This is a genomic window from Streptomyces sp. NPDC090021 (genome assembly GCF_044748225.1).
GTDB lineage: Bacteria > Actinomycetota > Actinomycetes > Streptomycetales > Streptomycetaceae > Streptomyces.
In genome coordinates this window covers 79,184-94,486 of sequence record NZ_JBIVFO010000029.1, presented here as the reverse complement: position 1 = coordinate 94,486, position 15,303 = coordinate 79,184, and the positions used below count along the sequence as shown (strand labels likewise).

At 73.3% G+C, this 15,303-nt stretch carries 16 protein-coding genes; 10 read left to right on the top strand and 6 right to left on the bottom strand.

Annotation, left to right across the window (positions count from 1 at the left end; all coding sequences use genetic code 11):
• Nucleotides 1-34 precede the first annotated feature (34 nt).
• On the bottom strand, nucleotides 35-655 hold the full coding sequence (locus ACIPXC_RS23305) for a hypothetical protein (RefSeq protein ID WP_030959989.1): 621 nt from the start codon (nucleotides 653-655) through the stop codon (nucleotides 35-37).
• A gap of 495 nt (nucleotides 656-1,150) precedes the next feature.
• Here ACIPXC_RS23305 and ACIPXC_RS23300 point away from each other — a divergent pair, with 495 nt between their 5' ends.
• The 3 genes from ACIPXC_RS23300 (at nucleotide 1,151) to ACIPXC_RS23290 (ending at nucleotide 4,422) form a co-directional block, all read left to right on the top strand.
• A complete protein-coding gene (locus tag ACIPXC_RS23300) occupies nucleotides 1,151-2,683 on the top strand; it encodes a glutamate-cysteine ligase family protein (protein ID WP_401621390.1) in 1,533 nt (510 codons plus the stop codon).
• Between the two features lie 136 nt (nucleotides 2,684-2,819).
• Nucleotides 2,820-3,620 carry a CPBP family intramembrane glutamic endopeptidase gene (locus ACIPXC_RS23295; protein WP_401621387.1) on the top strand — a complete coding sequence of 267 codons (801 nt, stop codon included), beginning with the start codon at nucleotides 2,820-2,822 and terminating at the stop codon, nucleotides 3,618-3,620.
• An 85-nt stretch (nucleotides 3,621-3,705) separates the two neighbouring features.
• On the top strand, nucleotides 3,706-4,422 hold the full coding sequence (locus ACIPXC_RS23290; protein WP_401621384.1) for a hypothetical protein: 717 nt from the start codon (nucleotides 3,706-3,708) through the stop codon (nucleotides 4,420-4,422).
• A 75-nt stretch (nucleotides 4,423-4,497) separates the two neighbouring features.
• On the opposite strand, the gene ACIPXC_RS23285 is transcribed toward ACIPXC_RS23290, so the two are convergent.
• Nucleotides 4,498-5,319, bottom strand: coding sequence for a PhzF family phenazine biosynthesis protein (locus tag ACIPXC_RS23285; RefSeq protein ID WP_401621382.1), 822 nt, complete (start codon nucleotides 5,317-5,319; stop codon nucleotides 4,498-4,500).
• Nucleotides 5,320-5,501: 182 nt separating this feature from the next.
• Between ACIPXC_RS23285 and ACIPXC_RS23280 the strand changes: the two genes are divergently transcribed.
• Nucleotides 5,502-6,128 (top strand): PadR family transcriptional regulator, encoded by a 627-nt coding sequence (locus tag ACIPXC_RS23280; RefSeq protein WP_401621379.1) that lies wholly within the window; start codon nucleotides 5,502-5,504, stop codon nucleotides 6,126-6,128.
• An 88-nt stretch (nucleotides 6,129-6,216) separates the two neighbouring features.
• Here the strand turns inward: ACIPXC_RS23280 and ACIPXC_RS23275 are convergent, their stop codons facing one another.
• Complete coding sequence (locus ACIPXC_RS23275; RefSeq protein ID WP_401621377.1) at nucleotides 6,217-6,645, bottom strand: SRPBCC family protein; 429 nt, start codon at nucleotides 6,643-6,645, stop codon at nucleotides 6,217-6,219.
• A gap of 172 nt (nucleotides 6,646-6,817) precedes the next feature.
• Here ACIPXC_RS23275 and ACIPXC_RS23270 point away from each other — a divergent pair, with 172 nt between their 5' ends.
• Nucleotides 6,818-7,777: an EamA family transporter gene (locus ACIPXC_RS23270; protein ID WP_401621374.1), complete on the top strand. Its 960-nt coding sequence runs from the start codon at nucleotides 6,818-6,820 to the stop codon at nucleotides 7,775-7,777.
• A gap of 156 nt (nucleotides 7,778-7,933) precedes the next feature.
• Nucleotides 7,934-8,959, top strand: a complete 1,026-nt coding sequence (locus ACIPXC_RS23265) for a DMT family transporter (protein WP_401621371.1) — start codon at nucleotides 7,934-7,936, stop codon at nucleotides 8,957-8,959.
• Here the strand turns inward: ACIPXC_RS23265 and ACIPXC_RS23260 are convergent.
• Complete coding sequence (locus ACIPXC_RS23260) at nucleotides 8,941-9,657, bottom strand: pyridoxamine 5'-phosphate oxidase family protein (protein ID WP_401621368.1); 717 nt, start codon at nucleotides 9,655-9,657, stop codon at nucleotides 8,941-8,943. The two genes, ACIPXC_RS23265 and ACIPXC_RS23260, sit on opposite strands and share 19 nt — an antisense overlap.
• A gap of 37 nt (nucleotides 9,658-9,694) precedes the next feature.
• Here ACIPXC_RS23260 and ACIPXC_RS23255 point away from each other — a divergent pair, with 37 nt between their 5' ends.
• Nucleotides 9,695-11,029, top strand: a complete 1,335-nt coding sequence (locus ACIPXC_RS23255) for an aminotransferase class I/II-fold pyridoxal phosphate-dependent enzyme (RefSeq protein ID WP_401621366.1) — start codon at nucleotides 9,695-9,697, stop codon at nucleotides 11,027-11,029.
• 95 nt (nucleotides 11,030-11,124) lie between these two features.
• On the opposite strand, the gene ACIPXC_RS23250 is transcribed toward ACIPXC_RS23255, so the two are convergent.
• Nucleotides 11,125-12,147, bottom strand: a complete 1,023-nt coding sequence (locus ACIPXC_RS23250; RefSeq protein WP_401621363.1) for a DMT family transporter — start codon at nucleotides 12,145-12,147, stop codon at nucleotides 11,125-11,127.
• 74 nt (nucleotides 12,148-12,221) lie between these two features.
• Between ACIPXC_RS23250 and ACIPXC_RS23245 the strand changes: the two genes are divergently transcribed.
• On the top strand, nucleotides 12,222-13,130 hold the full coding sequence (locus ACIPXC_RS23245; protein ID WP_401621360.1) for a LysR substrate-binding domain-containing protein: 909 nt from the start codon (nucleotides 12,222-12,224) through the stop codon (nucleotides 13,128-13,130).
• Nucleotides 13,131-13,394: 264 nt separating this feature from the next.
• Here ACIPXC_RS23245 and ACIPXC_RS23240 read toward each other — a convergent pair whose 3' ends face one another.
• Complete coding sequence (locus tag ACIPXC_RS23240) at nucleotides 13,395-13,853, bottom strand: pyridoxamine 5'-phosphate oxidase family protein (protein ID WP_401621357.1); 459 nt, start codon at nucleotides 13,851-13,853, stop codon at nucleotides 13,395-13,397.
• 76 nt (nucleotides 13,854-13,929) lie between these two features.
• Between ACIPXC_RS23240 and ACIPXC_RS23235 the strand changes: the two genes are divergently transcribed.
• Nucleotides 13,930-14,577: a cysteine hydrolase gene (locus ACIPXC_RS23235; protein WP_401621354.1), complete on the top strand. Its 648-nt coding sequence runs from the start codon at nucleotides 13,930-13,932 to the stop codon at nucleotides 14,575-14,577.
• Nucleotides 14,578-14,853: 276 nt separating this feature from the next.
• A complete protein-coding gene (locus ACIPXC_RS23230) occupies nucleotides 14,854-15,282 on the top strand; it encodes a subtilase-type protease inhibitor (protein WP_401621351.1) in 429 nt (142 codons plus the stop codon).
• The last annotated feature ends 21 nt before the right edge of the window (nucleotides 15,283-15,303 follow it).

Sequence of the window (15,303 nt, the reverse complement as noted above, 5' to 3'; positions counted from 1 at the left end):
GCCCGGGCGGACTAGGCCGGATGGGTGAATCGGGTCAGGCCGCGGGCGCTGCCAGCGACGGCGGGACCGGCGCGGTCGCGGGCGTGAGCCGGTGGGTCAGCACGGGCAGCAGTTCGGAGACCGGATGCGGCCGGTACGCGGCGATGCCGGGCGGGGCCGGGGCCAGTGGCACCAGCAGGTCCTCACCGGCGGGCAGTCCGGCGGCGGCGTCCGCGCCCACCGCCCCGTGCAGCCACAGGGTCAGCATGTAGAGCTCCGGTACGGAGAGCAGCCGGGGCTGGTAGCCGGTGGCGAGCAGCTCGGCCTGGCGCAGGGCGCGTTCGGTGGCGGCCACGTAGGGGCCCTCGAAGAAGTGGGAGAAGGTCCAGCCGTCCGGCGTCAGCCGGGTGTCGGCCGCCGCGACGTGGCGTTCCCCGCTGCGGATCAGGAACCGCCAGCCCACGAGCCGGGTCCGGGGTGGCCGGCCGGCGGACGCGAGGTCCGAGAGGTTCAGCCGGTCCAGGACGTGGACCGGAAGGGGGAGTTCGGCGGTCAGCGGTCCCTGGATCGCGCGCAGGGCCGGGGTGTGCGCCTCATGGACGGCGGTGGGGGAACCGAGTGCCGCGAGGACGCTGCGCAGGGCGGGTGCGGGAGCCGGGGGGACATGCAGCGGCATGGTGGGTCGCCTCTCACTTGGGAGACCTGTGGAACGGGGGCAGGTGCGGGACGGCGCTGTCGCATTCTGGGGCCAGAGGGGGGCCGAGGGGCAATGGCCGCGCGCCAACTCTCTGCCTCGTTTGCGGAGTTTATACGACATGTGTTCACGCAGTGTTTCGGCTAGCTGTCCCGCCTATTGCTGACAAGGCGCTTACCGGTCCCGCTGACATGGCATTCGTGCCGGATGAGCGCGAACGTGCCGCGCTGACCTCGGAGGTTACCGGAAGGGGGCTCGGCTGGAAAGGACCTGTATTCAAGGGTGGGCAAATGCCAAGATGAATTTGCGTGAGGCGACTTGCCAGGTGAATGTGCCGAAGCGCCCTTCGGCCAACCCGGCGCGCGCTCCTCGCCACGCACGCCCCCTCCGCGTTATGGATCACGATGCCGGGGCATCATCGACCGTAACGCGCGCCTGGGTGCCCCGGGCCAGGCCCACTCGAGGAGGGACGCTTCGATGGGGGAGAAGGTCGTGGCGGGAGGATTCGACCTGTCCGATCGGCAGCGGTATCGAAGGAAACTCCACGAGTGCCTGGAGGGACTGGAGCGACTTCTGGCGGAGAAGAGGTTCGATCGCCCGAAGAACATGATGGGGCTGGAGATCGAGCTGAATCTCGCGGGGACCGACGGCTTGCCGCGAATGGTGAATGCCCAGGTGCTGGAGCGGATTGCCAGCCCCGATTTCCAGACCGAACTGGGAATGTTCAACCTGGAGGTGAACGTTCTGCCGCACAGGCTCGGCGGGCGGGTATTCGACCGGCTCGCCGAAGAACTCAGCGCGGGGCTCGGATACGCCCACCGGCAGGCCGCGGAGATCGATGCCGGGGTGGTGATGATCGGCATCCTGCCGACGATCTCCCGCGCGGACCTGGTCACCGCGAACCTCTCGGCGGTGGACCGCTACTCCCTGCTGAACGAGCAGATCCTGATGATGCGCGGCGAGGACTTCACGCTCGACATCGACGGCGTCGAGCGGCTGATCTGGACCTCCGGGTCGATCGTGCCCGAGGCCGCCTGCACCTCCGTACAACTGCACCTCCAGGTGACGCCCGCCCGCTTCTCGGCCGTGTGGAACGCGGCGCAGGCGGTGACCGCGGCGCAGATAGCCGTCGGCGCCAACTCGCCCTTCCTGTTCGGGCGCGAGCTGTGGCGGGAGTCGCGGCCGCCGCTGTTCACACAGGCCACCGACACCCGGCCGCCGGAGCTGCAGGCCCAGGGTGTGCGGCCGCGCACCTGGTTCGGGGAGCGGTGGGTGGACTCGGCGTACGAGCTCTTCGCCGAGAACGTCCGCTACTTCCCCTCCCTGCTCCCCATCTGCGACGAGGAGGAGCCGCTGCGGGTGCTGGCCGAAGGCGGGGTGCCGCGCCTGCAGGAGCTGGTCCTGCACAACGGCACCGTCTACCGCTGGAACCGGCCCGTGTACGGGGTGGCGGACGGGGTGCCGCACCTGCGCGTGGAGAACAGGGTGCTGCCGGCCGGGCCGACGGTCACCGACGTCGTCGCGAACGCCGCCTTCTACTACGGGCTTGTCCGCACCCTCGCGGACGAGCCGCGCCCCGTGTGGACCCGGCTGCCCTTCGCCGAGGCGGAGGCGAACTTCGACGCGGCCTGCCGGTACGGGATCGACGCACGGCTGCGGTGGCCGCGCCGGGGCCGGGCCGGCGGCCTGGTCAGCGTGCCGGCGGTACGCCTGGTCCTGGACGAACTGCTGCCGATGGCCGCGGCGGGCCTGGATGCCTGGGGCATCGAACCCGCGGACCGCGACCACTACCTCGGCATCATCGAGGAGCGCTGCCGGCGGCGGGTGAACGGTGCGACGTGGCAGGTGGACACCTACCACCGGGCGCTCGCGGCGGGGCTGGACCGGGACGAGGCGCTGGCCGCGACCACCCGGCGCTACAGCGAACTCATGCACCGGGGCGACCCCGTGCACACCTGGCCCGTGGGGCTGACGGAGGAGGTGGCCGCGGCGGTGCCCGCCCGGCGCTGAGCCGCCCCGTCGCCACCGTGCCGCGCCCGGCGGCCTCCTGCCCGGTGTTCCCCCGATCCTCCCTCGCCGATCCACCCGCCCGGCCGACGAGGCAGTATGGGGTGGTCGCAACGGGATGGCAGGACGGGAGTCGGTCGTGCGGGCTGAGCCGGAGCCGGTGTTCGTGGAGCTGGGCGAGGAGGGGCGGCGGAACCTCCTGCGCACCGAGACCCTGCTCGTCCTGGCGCTTTCGCTGGGCGCGAGCGGGGTCTCCGCGCTGATCAGCTTCCTGGGCTCGCTGACCAAGCCGGGCGGCCTGAAGGACCAGGCCGCCACGCTCAACGGCTCCTACGCCCCCGGTCGCCCCTGGCTCGACCTGGCCTGGCAGCTGTTCGGGATCGCGAGCGCGCTGGTCCCCGTACTGCTGGTGGCGCACCTGCTGACCCGCGAGGGCGCCCCCGGGCTGCGGGTGCTCGGCTTCGACCGGACCCGGCCGCTGTGGGACCTGGGCCGCGGCGCAGTCGTCGCGGCGGGGATCGGGAGCGCGGGGCTGGCCTTCTACCTGGGGGCGCGCGCCGCCGGCTTCAACCTCACGGTGGTGCCGGAGGCCCTGCCCGACGTGTGGTGGAAGTTTCCCGTGCTGATCCTCTCCGCGATCCAGAACGCGGTCGTGGAGGAGGTCATCGTACTGGCCTACCTGCTGCGCCGGCTCGGCCAGCTGGGATGGTCGCCGCTGGCGGCGCTGGCGGCCAGCTCCCTGCTGCGCGGCTCCTACCACCTCTACCAGGGCATCGGCGGCTTCATCGGCAACGTGGTGATGGGCGTCGTCTTCGTGCTGGCCTACCGCCGTTGGGGACGGGTCGGGCCGCTCGTCGCCGCGCACGCGCTGCTCGACATCGTGGCCTTCGGCGGGTACGCCCTGCTCGCGGGCAAGGTGGGCTGGCTGCCGACGCCGTGACGGGGCGGCGCACCCGATCGGCCCCGCAGGGCGTGGCCGCGGGCCGCGCCGGTGCGACGCTGGGGGGAGTGAGGAGGCGCGCGCGGTGGCTGTCATGGACTCCCTGGTGTCGTTCGCCCCGTTCCTGGTGCCCGTGGTCAGCGGTCTGGTGGGCGGGGCCAGCCTCCTCATCCGGGACCGCCGCGAGGCGCGCAGCGCGGACCACCACTACCGCCGGCGGCTGGAGAAGGCCCAGCTGGAGATCCAGTTCATCTCCGGCTGGATCCAGGCCAAACAGCTGGCCCCGACCGACGGCCCGCCGCCCGATCCGGAGCCGGGCCGCTGGCTCGACGACCTCTACGCCTCGGTGCGCCGCGCCAAGGCGGACACCGGCAGCCGGCACCGGACGGGACCCGTCTCGTTGCGGCGCCTGCTGCTGCTGGGCGAGGTGACGGGCGCGGCGAGGAGCATGCGGGTCGCCTACTGGATCTCCCTGGTCCTGTTCAACCTGGCGCTCGCGTGGTGGGTGAACGCGCTCGTCTCCGGCGTACCCGGCTTCATGCACGACGAAGGAGTGCCGGAGTCCGAGGAGGTCACCTCCTACCTGCTGACGGCGTTCTGCCTGTTCGTGGTGTCGGCCGCCCTGTGGTGGTGGACGGTGCACCTGGGCGCCGCCGAGCCGGGGCAGGTCTACCGCAAGCGCATCGACTCGGAGGCCTGGGCGGACAGCGAGCGGGAGCGGCGGGCCGCGGCACGCGCGAAGGCGGAGGCGAGGCGACGGTCGAAGGCGGCCCGCGGGCGGCGGGGCGGGCCCGCCGGCTGACCTGCGCGCTGACCCGCCCCTCCCCGCCGGTGCCCGCCGGTGCCCGGAGGTGCCCGGCGGTCGCCTTCCGCCCGGTCACGGGGCGGTGAGCAGCTCCCCGTCGAGGACGGTCACGGCGTGTCCGGTCAACAGGGTGCGGTCGCCCGCCAGTGTCACCCGTACCAGTCCCTGCCGGGCGCCGCCCTGGAGGCCGGTCAGTTCGTTGCGTCCCAGGCGCTGCGCCCAGAAGGGCGCGAGCGCGGTGTGGGCGCTGCCGGTGACCGGGTCCTCGTCGATCCCGAAGGCCGGGAAGAAGCCCCGGGAGACGAAGTCGTACCCGCGGGAGGGGTCCTCGGCGGCGGCGGTGACGATCACGCCGCGCTTGGCGAAGGCGCGCAGGGCGCCATGGTCCGGCTCCAGCTCGCGGACGGTCTTCTCGTCGGCGAGTTCGACGACGAGGTCGCCGATGTGCGCGGCGGTGTCGTGGACGGAGAGGATCGGCGCGCCGCCGAGCGCGTGGTCCACGGAGGGCGGCGCCGGGACCGGGATCAGGGCGGACGTGGGGAAGTCCATGGTGATCGTGCCGTCCGCGGCGGTCTCCGCGGTGAGCACACCGCAGCGGGCGGAGAAGCGGATCAGCCCCTCGGCGAGTCCACAGGTGGCCAGCACATGGGCCGTGGCGAGCGTGGCGTGACCGCACATGTCGACCTCGGCGGCCGGGGTGAACCAGCGCAGCGCCCAGTCGGCGTCCCCGCCGGGCGGGAGGGGGTGGGCGAAGGCGGTCTCGGAGAGGTTCACCTCGGACGCCACCTGCTGCAGCCAGGCGTCCGGGGGGAATCCGCCGTCGAGGAGCAGGACCCCGGCGGGGTTGCCGTGGAAGGGGCGGTCGGTGAAGGCGTCGACGATTCGGATGCGCATGGACCGACGTTAGGACGGTTTCTTGATCATCGACAAAGGCCAATCCGGGGTGACTGGCCTTCTCCAGGGCGGTTCGGTGAGACGGTTTCCGATATATCGTTGACGCATCGCGACCGCTCGTCGATAGTGGATGCATCGGAGAACCGATGACACGGGCACGACGTGACGAAAGGAGCGCAGTCATGCGTTCGCACGGACAGCACGGACAGCACGGACAGCACGGCCACGAGCACGGACGGGGTCACGGCCACTGCGGGCCGGACCGTCGGGAGGGATTCCAGGGATTCCGCGCGGCCTTCGGCCCGTTCGGGCCGCCGTTCGGCGCGGGGCCCTTCGGTGGGCGCGGCGGCCGCGGGGGACCGCGGGGACGGGCCCGGCGCGGCGACGTACGGGCCTCGATCCTGGCGCTGCTCGCCGACCGGCCGATGCACGGCTACGAGATGATCCAGGAGATCGGCGAGCGCAGCGGCGGGGCGTGGAAGCCCAGCCCGGGCTCGGTCTACCCGACCCTGAACCTGCTGGAGGACGAAGGTCTCATCAGCAGCGAGAGCGAGGGCGGCAAGAAGCTGTTCACGCTCACCGAGGCCGGCCGGGCCGAGGCCGGGGCGGGACCGGAGGCGCCCTGGGCGGACGCCGGGCGGGGCTTCGACTTCGAGGCGGTGCACGAGGCCCGGCAGGCCGGAGCCGGCCTGATGGAGGCGTTCGGCCAGGTCTTCAGGACCGGCTCGCCGGAGCAGCGCGAGAAGGCGCTCGCGGTCCTGGGTGACGCCCGCAAGAAGCTCTACCTGATCCTGGCCGACGAGCACTGAGCCCGTGCGGCCCCCGCGGGCGCGGCGCGCCCCGCGACCACGCGTCGCGGGGCGCGCCGTCCCCGTGTGCGGGTGGGTGCGGCCCGGTTCAGGCGACCAGGCCGGCGAGCTTGTGCAGCGACTCGTTCAGGGCGGCGGTGGCCGAGTCCTTCAGCTTGCCCGCCATCAGGGAGACGGCGGCCCCGGTGAACTCGCCGTCGATGCGGACGGTCGTGGCCCCGCCGTCCGGCGTCAGGGTGTACCGGGTGAGGACGGCGACGCCCATCGGGCCCTTGCCGGTGATCGCGAAGAGGCGTTCGTCCTCCAGCTCGGAGACGGTCCAGATCACCTCGGCCGGGAATCCCATCATCTTCATGTTCTCGGCGAAGGTCGATCCGACGGCCAGGGTCTGCGGGCCGCCCTGCGGGAAGTTCGTGTGGGTCATGCTCCACTGCCCGTACGCGTCCCAGTCCGTCAGCTGGGACCAGAGCTGCGCGGCGGACGCCTCGATGCGTGATTCCGCGGTGACTTCGGCCATGCGACCACCCCTTCTCGTCGGGTACGTGCGGCGGAAGGTAGCCCCGGCGGCGGGAACATTCAATACTGACGGCCTGTCAGATCCGGTGGGGCTCGGCGAGGCGTGATCTCAGGTCTGTCTCAACAGGTGTCACAGCAGTGACGCTCCTGACTTGCCCTGTCATGATGGCCGGATGCAAGCGTCAGGGAAAAACGCCGGACTGGGCCTCGCCCTCGTTTCGGCGTTCGCGTTCGGTGGTTCCGGAGTGGCTGCGAAGCCGCTGATCGAGGCGGGTCTGGACCCCCTCCACATGGTCTGGCTCAGGGTGGCCGGCGCGGCGCTCGTGCTCTCCCCTCTCGCCTGGCGCCACCGCGACCTCCTGCTGCGCAAGCCCGCCCTGCTCGCCGGCTTCGGTCTCGTCGCCGTCGCGGGCGTGCAGGCCTTCTACTTCGCCTCGCTGTCCCGGATCCCGGTCGGTGTGGCCCTCCTGCTGGAGTACCTGGGCCCGGCGCTGCTCCTCGGCTACATCCGCTTCGTACAGCGCAAGCCGGTGACGCGGGGGGCCGCCGCCGGCGCGGCCGTGGCCGTCGTCGGCCTGGCCTGCGTGGTCGAGATCTGGGCCGGACTCAGCCTGGACCTGCTCGGCGTGCTCTTCGGTCTCGCCGCGGCCTGCTGCCAGGCGTTCTACTTCGTCTTCGCCGACCAGGGCGCCGACGGGGAGGACGCCCCCGACCCGCTCGGGGTGATCGCGTACGGGATGCTCATCGGCGCCCTGGTGATGACAGTCATCGCCCGGCCGTGGGAGATCGACTGGTCGGTGCTGGGCGGGGACGCGTCCGTGGGCGGCACCATGGTGCCCGCGCCGGCGCTGCTCGGCTGGGTCGTGCTCGTCGCGACCGTCTTCGCGTACGTGACCGGTGTGGTCTCGGTGCGCAGGCTCTCGCCCCAGGTCGCGGGCGTGGTGGCCTTCCTGGAGGCCGTCGTGGCCACCGTGCTGGCCTGGATCCTGCTCGGCGAGCACCTCTCCACCTGGCAGATCGCCGGCGGCGCCCTGGTGCTGGGCGGCGCCTTCATCGCGCAGTCCTCGCGGCCGGCCCCGCAGGCGGCCGAACCGGTCCGGGCGGACCGCGAACCCGCGAAAGCCGCCCTGTAGGGTGACCGACATGCATGCGACCGTGCTTCCGCCTCCCGCGTCCTAGCGGGCGGCGCCCCACGACGACGATCCGGCCCGGGCAGTCCCCGGGCGGGTCGGTGCTGCCCGCGAAGCGATGACCTCGATCCACTCATCCTTCACGCGCGGAGAACTCACGTGTCGAACCACTCGCCCGCTGCCGGGCGCAGTCTGCTGTACCTCGTCGTCGCCGGAGCCGCCTGGGGCACCGCCGGGGCGGCCGCCTCCCTCCTCTACCTGGCCAGTGACCTCGGCCCGCTCGCCCTGTCGTTCTGGCGTTGCGCGGGCGGGCTCGTCGTGCTCCTCGGGGTGCTCGCCGTCCGACGGGTCCGTGACCGGCGGGTCCGTCGCGGGCGGGGGCGGGTGCGGCCGTCCGCGGTCTCGCCCTCGGTGGGCTCCCTGATCGTGACCGGGCTGCTCTTCACCGTCTTCCAGGCCGCCTACTTCGCCGCCGTGCGCGAGACCGGGCTGGCCGTGGGCACCGTGGTCACCCTCGGCGCGGGACCCGTGCTCATCGCGCTCGGAGCGCGTTCCTGGATGGGCGAACGGCTCGGCCGCGGTGGCACGGTCGCCGTCGCGGGGGCGCTCGCGGGGCTGGCCGTCCTGGTCCTGGGCAGCGGCGGGGCCGAGGTGCGCCCGCTCGGCGTGGGCTGGGCGCTGCTGTCGGCCGCCGGGTACGCGGCGATGACCCTGCGGGCCCGCCGGCTGGGCCGGCGCGGCGCTGCCGGGGACCCGCTGGTGACCACCGCCTGGTCCGTCGCGGTGGGCGCGGTGTGCCTGCTGCCGCTCGCCGCGGCCGAAGGGCTGCTGCCGCACACCGCGGACCTGGGGCGGGTGCTCTGGCTGCTGCTGTACGTCGCCACCGTGCCGACGGCGCTGGCGTACGTCCTCTACTTCACCGGCGCCGCTGCCGTGCGGGCCGCGACCGTCTCGGTGATCATGCTGATCGAGCCGGTGAGCGCGGCGGCGATCGCCGTCCTCGTCCTGGGGGAGCGGCTGACCGGCGCCGTGGTCCTGGGCACCGCACTGCTGCTGGCGGCGGTCGGCGCGCTGATCGTGGCGGAGTCCCGTCGTCCGGCGGGCCCGTCCGCGGGGCCCGCCGGAGCCACCGGCCCCGCAGCGCCCGCCGCCGTGCGGCCGGCCCGTCAGAGCCCGGTGAGGTAGTCCGGGACGGCGATGCCGGGGGTCAGGTCCGCGGCGGGCACGGGCGTGCCGTACGTCGTGCCGACCGGGACCACGCCCGCCCAGTGCGGCAGGCCCAGGTCCTCGGCGTCGTCGTTCACCCCTCCGGTACGGAGCTTCGCGGACACCTCCTCCAGGTCCACCCGGATCACCGCGGTGGCGGCGAGCTCCTTGGCGTTGGCCGGCCGGACGTCGCCGGAACGGCCCGGGGCGACGGCGTCGACCATGGCGCCCAGGGCCGTGCGGCACTCCGCCTCGTCGGTCACCTGGCGGGCGGTGCCGTGCACGACCACCGAGCGGTAGTTGAGCGAGTGGTGGAAGGCCGAGCGGGCCAGCACCAGGCCGTCGACATGGGTGACCGTGACGCAGACGGGCAGGCCCGGGTCGGTGCGGCCCGCCGCGAGCAGCGGGCGGGACCCGGTGGAACCGTGCACGTAGAGCGATTCCCCGACCCGGGCGAACAGCGTCGGCAGGACCACCGGCGCGCCGTCGCGGACGAAGCCCAGATGGCAGATGTAGGCCCCGTCGAGTATCGAGTGCACCGTCTCGCGGTCGTAGCGCGCCCGGTCGCGGGAGCGGGTGGGGACCGTGCGGTCGGTGGGCTCGTACGCACCGGTCGTCCCGGTGCTCTCCGTCGTCTCCGTTGTCTCCGTGGTCTCGGTGGCAGGCGTGGCCGTCATGATGCGGACTCCATTGCACTAGTGCATAATGTTGTTTGTGCTAGGAGAGTATCGGATCACAGGTCGTCGCACATCTGAAATCGCGGCCAGCGTCGAGGCGGGCGTGGCGTCGGGCGAACTGCCGCCCGGATCGCCGCTGCCGCCGATGCGGGAGCTGGCGGGCGTGCTCGGCGTCAACCCGAACACCGTGGCGGCCGCCTACCGGACGCTGCGTGAGCGCGGTGTCATCGAGACGGACGGGCGGCGCGGGAGCCGGGTGCGCGCCCGCCCGTCGAGCACCCCGCGGGACGCGCTGCGGATGGTGGTGCCGCCCGGGGTGCGGGACATCGCGGAGGGCAACCCCGACGTGTCGCTGCTGCCCGCGCTGGACGGGGCACTGGCGGCCGCCGCGCGCCGTCACGCGCAGGCGCCCACCCTCTACGGGGCGGACCCGGTCGCGCCCGATCTGGCGCGGATCGCCCGCGCCGAACTCGACGCGGACGCGGTGCCCTCCGGGCCGGTCGCGGTGACCTCGGGGGCGCTGGACGCGATCGAACGGGTCCTGGTCGCGCACCTGAGGCCCGGTGACGCCGTGGCGGTCGAGGACCCGGGGTGGGGCGGTGCGCTCGACCTGGTGCCCGCACTCGGGCTGCGGCTGCTGCCGGTCGCGGTCGACGACGACGGGCCCCGGACCGAAGCTGTGGCCCGGGCCCTCGCGGCGGGGGCACGGGCGCTGGTGGTGACCTCGCGCGCGCAGAACCCGACCGGCGCCGCGGTGGGCCCGCAGCGAGCGGCGCAACTGCGGGAACTGCTCGCGCGGTACCCCGGGGTGCTGCTGGTCGAGGACGACCACGGGCACGGGATCGTCGACCTGCCGCTGCACCCGCTGGGCGGGGTGACCCGGCACTGGGTGCTGATCCGCTCCACGGCCAAGGCGTACGGGCCGGACCTGCGGCTCGCCGTCCTGACGGGCGACGAGGTGACCCTGGACCGGGTGCGGGGACGCCAGCGGCTGGGTCCGGGGTGGGTGAGCCGGCTGCTCCAGCACGCGGTGGTGGAACTGTGGACCTCGCGGGCGGTGGACCGGGCGGCCGTCGCGCGGGCCTACGGGGAGCGGCGGGACGCGCTGGTCGAGGCCCTGCGGGAGCGGGGCGTGCCGGCGCACGGGCGGACGGGACTGAACGTGTGGGTGCCGGTGGCCGACGAGACGGTGGTGGTCACGAGGCTGCTCGCGGCGGGGTGGGGGGTCGCGGCCGGGGCCGTGTTCCGGGTCGAGTCGGGGCCGGGCGTGCGGCTGACGGTGTCCCGCCTGGAGGTGTCGGAGGTGCCGGTCCTGGCCGACGCCGTGGCCGCGGCGGTCCGGCCGGGCACGGCGGGCGGCCGGAACGACTGACCGCGGGGTCCCGCCGCCGGGCGGGACCCCGCGGGCCGGACGCGCCCGCCCCGGTGCTCCCCGTCGCCGGGGCGGGGCCACCGGGGTGGGCGCGGTCAGGCCGGCTTGGCAGGTCCGGGCCGGGTCTGGGTGAGGGCGGCGCCCGCCAGGACGATCGCGGCGCCGACCGGGGTGTTCCAGTTCAGCTGTTCGCCGAGGACCAGGACGCCGGCCGTGGTGGCGATGACGGGGATGAAGTAGGTGACCATCTGGGCGGTGGTCGGCCCGACCTCCGTGACCAGGCCGTACTGCATCTGCAGGGCCATGCCGGTGCCGAGGGCGCCCAGGGCGATCACCGACAGGGTCGGCCAGAGCGGGAACGAGGCCGGGGCCGACGTGAACAGGGCGCTGACCAGCGCGAGCTGGAGGGTGGAGACCATGAGCTGGCCGCCGGTCAGGGCCACCGGAGAGCCGGGGGTGCCGGCGAGCGTGCGGCGGACGTAGATCCAGCCGACGGGGTAGCAGAGCGAGGCCAGCAGGGCGAAGACGGTGCCCCTGGCGTCGACGCCGGAGAAGCCGTGCCAGGCGCCGAGCACGGTCAGCACGCCGAGGAAGCCCAGGCCCAGGCCGGCGAAGCGACGACGCGTCGGGCGGTCCTCGGAGAGGGCGACCAGCGACAGGGCCATGCCCCAGAGCGGGGACGTGGCGTTGCAGATGCCGGCCAGGCTGGAGGGGATGCTCAGCTCGGCGTAGGCGAAGAGCGAGAACGGGGCGGTGTTGAGCAGCAGCGCCGCCACGGTGAGGTGTCCCCAGGTGCGCAGCCCGCGGGGGAGCGGCTCCCGGCGGAGCATGAGCACGGCGAGGAGCGCGAGCGCGCCGAACAGGACCCGGCCCAGGGCCACCTGGAAGGGCGCGTACGCCTCGGTGCCGACCTTGATCAGCAGGAAGCTGAAGCCCCAGACCACCGAGAGGATCGCGAACCGCACCCGCCAGTCGAGCAGGCCGCGCCGACGGGGCGCCGCGCTCGTGACCGCCGCCGGCGTGGGCGAGGTGGTGGAGGTGGTGGCGGTCGCGACGGTGGCGGCGGCGGTCGGTGAAGGGGCCGGCAGGGTCGGCCGAGGGGCTGCGGGTGCGCTCATGCCCCTTACTGTGCTCGTATCAACTTCGTAGGACAAGCGAGAGTTTCTCTCGGTGACGGCGTAGCATCGCTTACATGTTGAACCTGGAGCGCCTGCGCACCCTCGACGCCCTCGCCCGTCACGGCTCGGTCAGCGGCGCCGCCGACGGCCTCCACGTCACCACCTCCGCCGTGTCCCAGCAGATGGCCAAGCTGGAGCGCGAGGTCGGCCAGCCGCTGCTGGCCAGGAACGGCCGCGGGGTCCGCCTCACCGACGCGGGCCGACTGCTCGCCGACCATGCGGCCCGGATCATCTCCCAGGTGGAGCAGGCCCAGGCCGACGTCGAGGCACAGCGCGGCTGCGCCGTCGGGGAGCTGCGCATCGGCGCCTTTCCCACCGCCATGCGAGGGCTGCTGCCCCAGGCCCTGTCCGCGCTGCGCACCGGCCACCCGGAGCTACGGGTCCGGGTGTGCGAGCAGGAGCCCGAGGAGAGCATGGCCGCCGTCGTGCGGGGCGACCTCGACATGGCCCTCGCCATCGACTGGCACAACAAGCGGATGCCGGTGCCCGCCGAGCTCACCCGGACGCACCTGCTGGACGACTCCGTCGACATCGCCGTCCCGGCCGGCCACCGGCTGGCGGACCGGTCCTCGATCTCCCTCGCCGAGTTCGCCGACGACGAGTGGATCTCCTGGAACGAGGGTCAGTTCTGCCACGAATGGCTGGTCTTCACCCTGCGCGGCACCGGAACGGAGCCGCGCATCGCGCACATCGCCGAGGAGCACCACACCCAGCTGGCCTTCGTCGAGGCCGGGCTCGGGGTGTGCGTCGCGCCGAAGCTGGGCCGCGGCCCGGTACCGCCGGGCGTCCGGCTGCTGCCCGTCTGCGACGCCGTGCGCCGTCACGTGTACGCCGTCTGGCGCGCGGACGCGGACCGCCGGCCCTCGATCCGGGCCGCGGTCGACGCCCTGCGGACCACGGCCGCCGAACTCCAGCACGCCTAGCTCGTGTTTTGAAAGTCCCGCCTGGCCCACGACGCCTGGCACCGCACCTCGCTGCGTTGTCGGGTTCGCCCAAGTACGTCCAGTACAAGGGCGCCCCTCCGCCTTGCGATGCACGGCACCAGACGCCGTGAGCCACGCCCTTCGGGCGCCCGGCGCTACTTTCAAAACACGCCCTAGGTGTTCTGTCGTCCACGTAGCGCCGGGCGTCGCGGGCCGGGCGGGGCTTCGACGGCAGGGCCCGGGTGCCCGCACGGCCGCGGGCCGTCAGATCTTGCGGAAGTCCCAGGAGACGACCGTGTCCGGGGTCAGGCGGATCCACGCGTGGCGTCCGTCGTGCGGCATCTCCTCGATTCCGAAGTTCTTGACCGGGAAGATCCGTTCGGCCTCCGCCAGTTCGGGGCAGGGCTCGCCCGTGCGCGGGGCCTCGCCCACGAAGACCGCACTGCCGGACAGTTCCACGCCGCGCAGCTCGTCGTACGACTCGCCCGCGTCCACGACCACGGAGATCCGCGGGTCCTTGCGCAGGTCCGCCCAGCGTCGGCTGCGCGTGATCGAGTACAGCCACAGCGAGCCGCCGTCCCATGCGAACCACAGGGCGCCCACGTGCGGGCGCCCGTCGGGGGAGACCGTCGCCACCCGGCAGGTCCTCTGCTCCCGCAGGAACGCGTCCACTTCCGCCGTGCTCATCATGATGCGGCGGCCCCGCCGCTGAGTCCCGTCCATCGGTACCGCGCCCCTTCACATCTGACTGTGTGTCAGGAATCATGAGGGCTCTTCCGACGCCACGCCAGGGGGAGTCATGCCGGACCTCGATCCCGTCACGACCGCGCTGCTGACCGTCGAGTGCCAGAACGGCGTCGTGGGCGAGGAGAGCGCGCTGCCCGAACTCGCCAAGGAGGCGCGGGACTCCGGCATGCTGGGTCGGGTCGCCGCGCTGGTCGAGGCCGCGCGCGGAGCCGGCGTACAAGTGCTGCACGCGGTCGCCGAGCGGCGGCCGGACGGCCTCGCGGCGAACACCAACGCCCGGCTCTTCCGGGCGGCCGGCAGGCTTCCCGTGCGACAGCTGACCGGGAGTCGCGCGGTGGAGGTCGCCGCGCCGCTCACCGTCGCCGAGCGGGACCTCGTCCTGCGCCGTCTGCACGGCCTCTCGCCCATGGCCGGCACCGACCTGGACGCGCTCCTGCGCAACCTCGGCATCCGCACCCTCGTGGTCACCGGGGTCTCCTCCAACATCGCCATCCCGAACACCGTCTTCGACGCCGTGAACCTCGGCTACCGGGTCGTGGTCCCCGCCGACGCGATCGCCGGAGTGCCCGCCTCCTGCACCGCCGAGGTCATCCGCAACTCGCTCGCGCTGGTGGCGGCCATCACCACGACCGAGGAGCTGCTCGGCCGGTGGGCCCCCGCGGGCCGCCTCGGAGCGCAGACATCCGGACAAGCTGGGTAGCCGTCCGGTGAACCCGGGGCGCCCCGGAGCGGTGCCGCGTCCGCAACGCCGCACGTCATCGCCCGGACCGTGCGACGGTCGCACAGGGTGACAGTGCGGTCGCACCCCGTCTGAGCTGCCCGAACGGCCATTCGGTCACCGTTATGCGGACGAGGTGTCCGTAAATCGGTCGTCGATGTGCAATGCCCCTTCGACTCAGCGAGGCTTTGGCGCAACGGAGCGCGATACCGAAAGGAATCATCGCGCTCAACCAAAGAATCGAAAGCGAGTCTTCCCGTGCGTTACCGTCGCTCCGCCGCCGTCTCCGCTGCCGCGCTCCTCTGTCTGGCCGGTGCCGCCGGCATCGCGCAGGCTCAGCCCGAGAGCCTGTACGCCCCGTCGGCCATGGTCTTCAGCGTCGCCCAGGGGGACGACGTGGCCGCAGCCACCGTCGTCCGCGCCACCACCGTCAGCTGCGCGCCGGGTCCCCGGGGAACGCACCCCGACCCCGAGGCCGCGTGCGCGGCCCTGAAGTCCACCGGAGGCACGTTCGACCGGCTGCTCTCCACCCCGAACCCGGACCGGGCGTGCCCGATGCACTACGCCCCCGTCACCGTGTCCGCGGTCGGCGTGTGGGAGGGCCGCCGCGTGGCCTGGGACCACACGTTCGCCAACTCCTGCACCATGGCCGCGACCCTCAACGGCAACGCGGTCTTCGCGTTCTGATCACGCGCCCCGCCGGTCGGC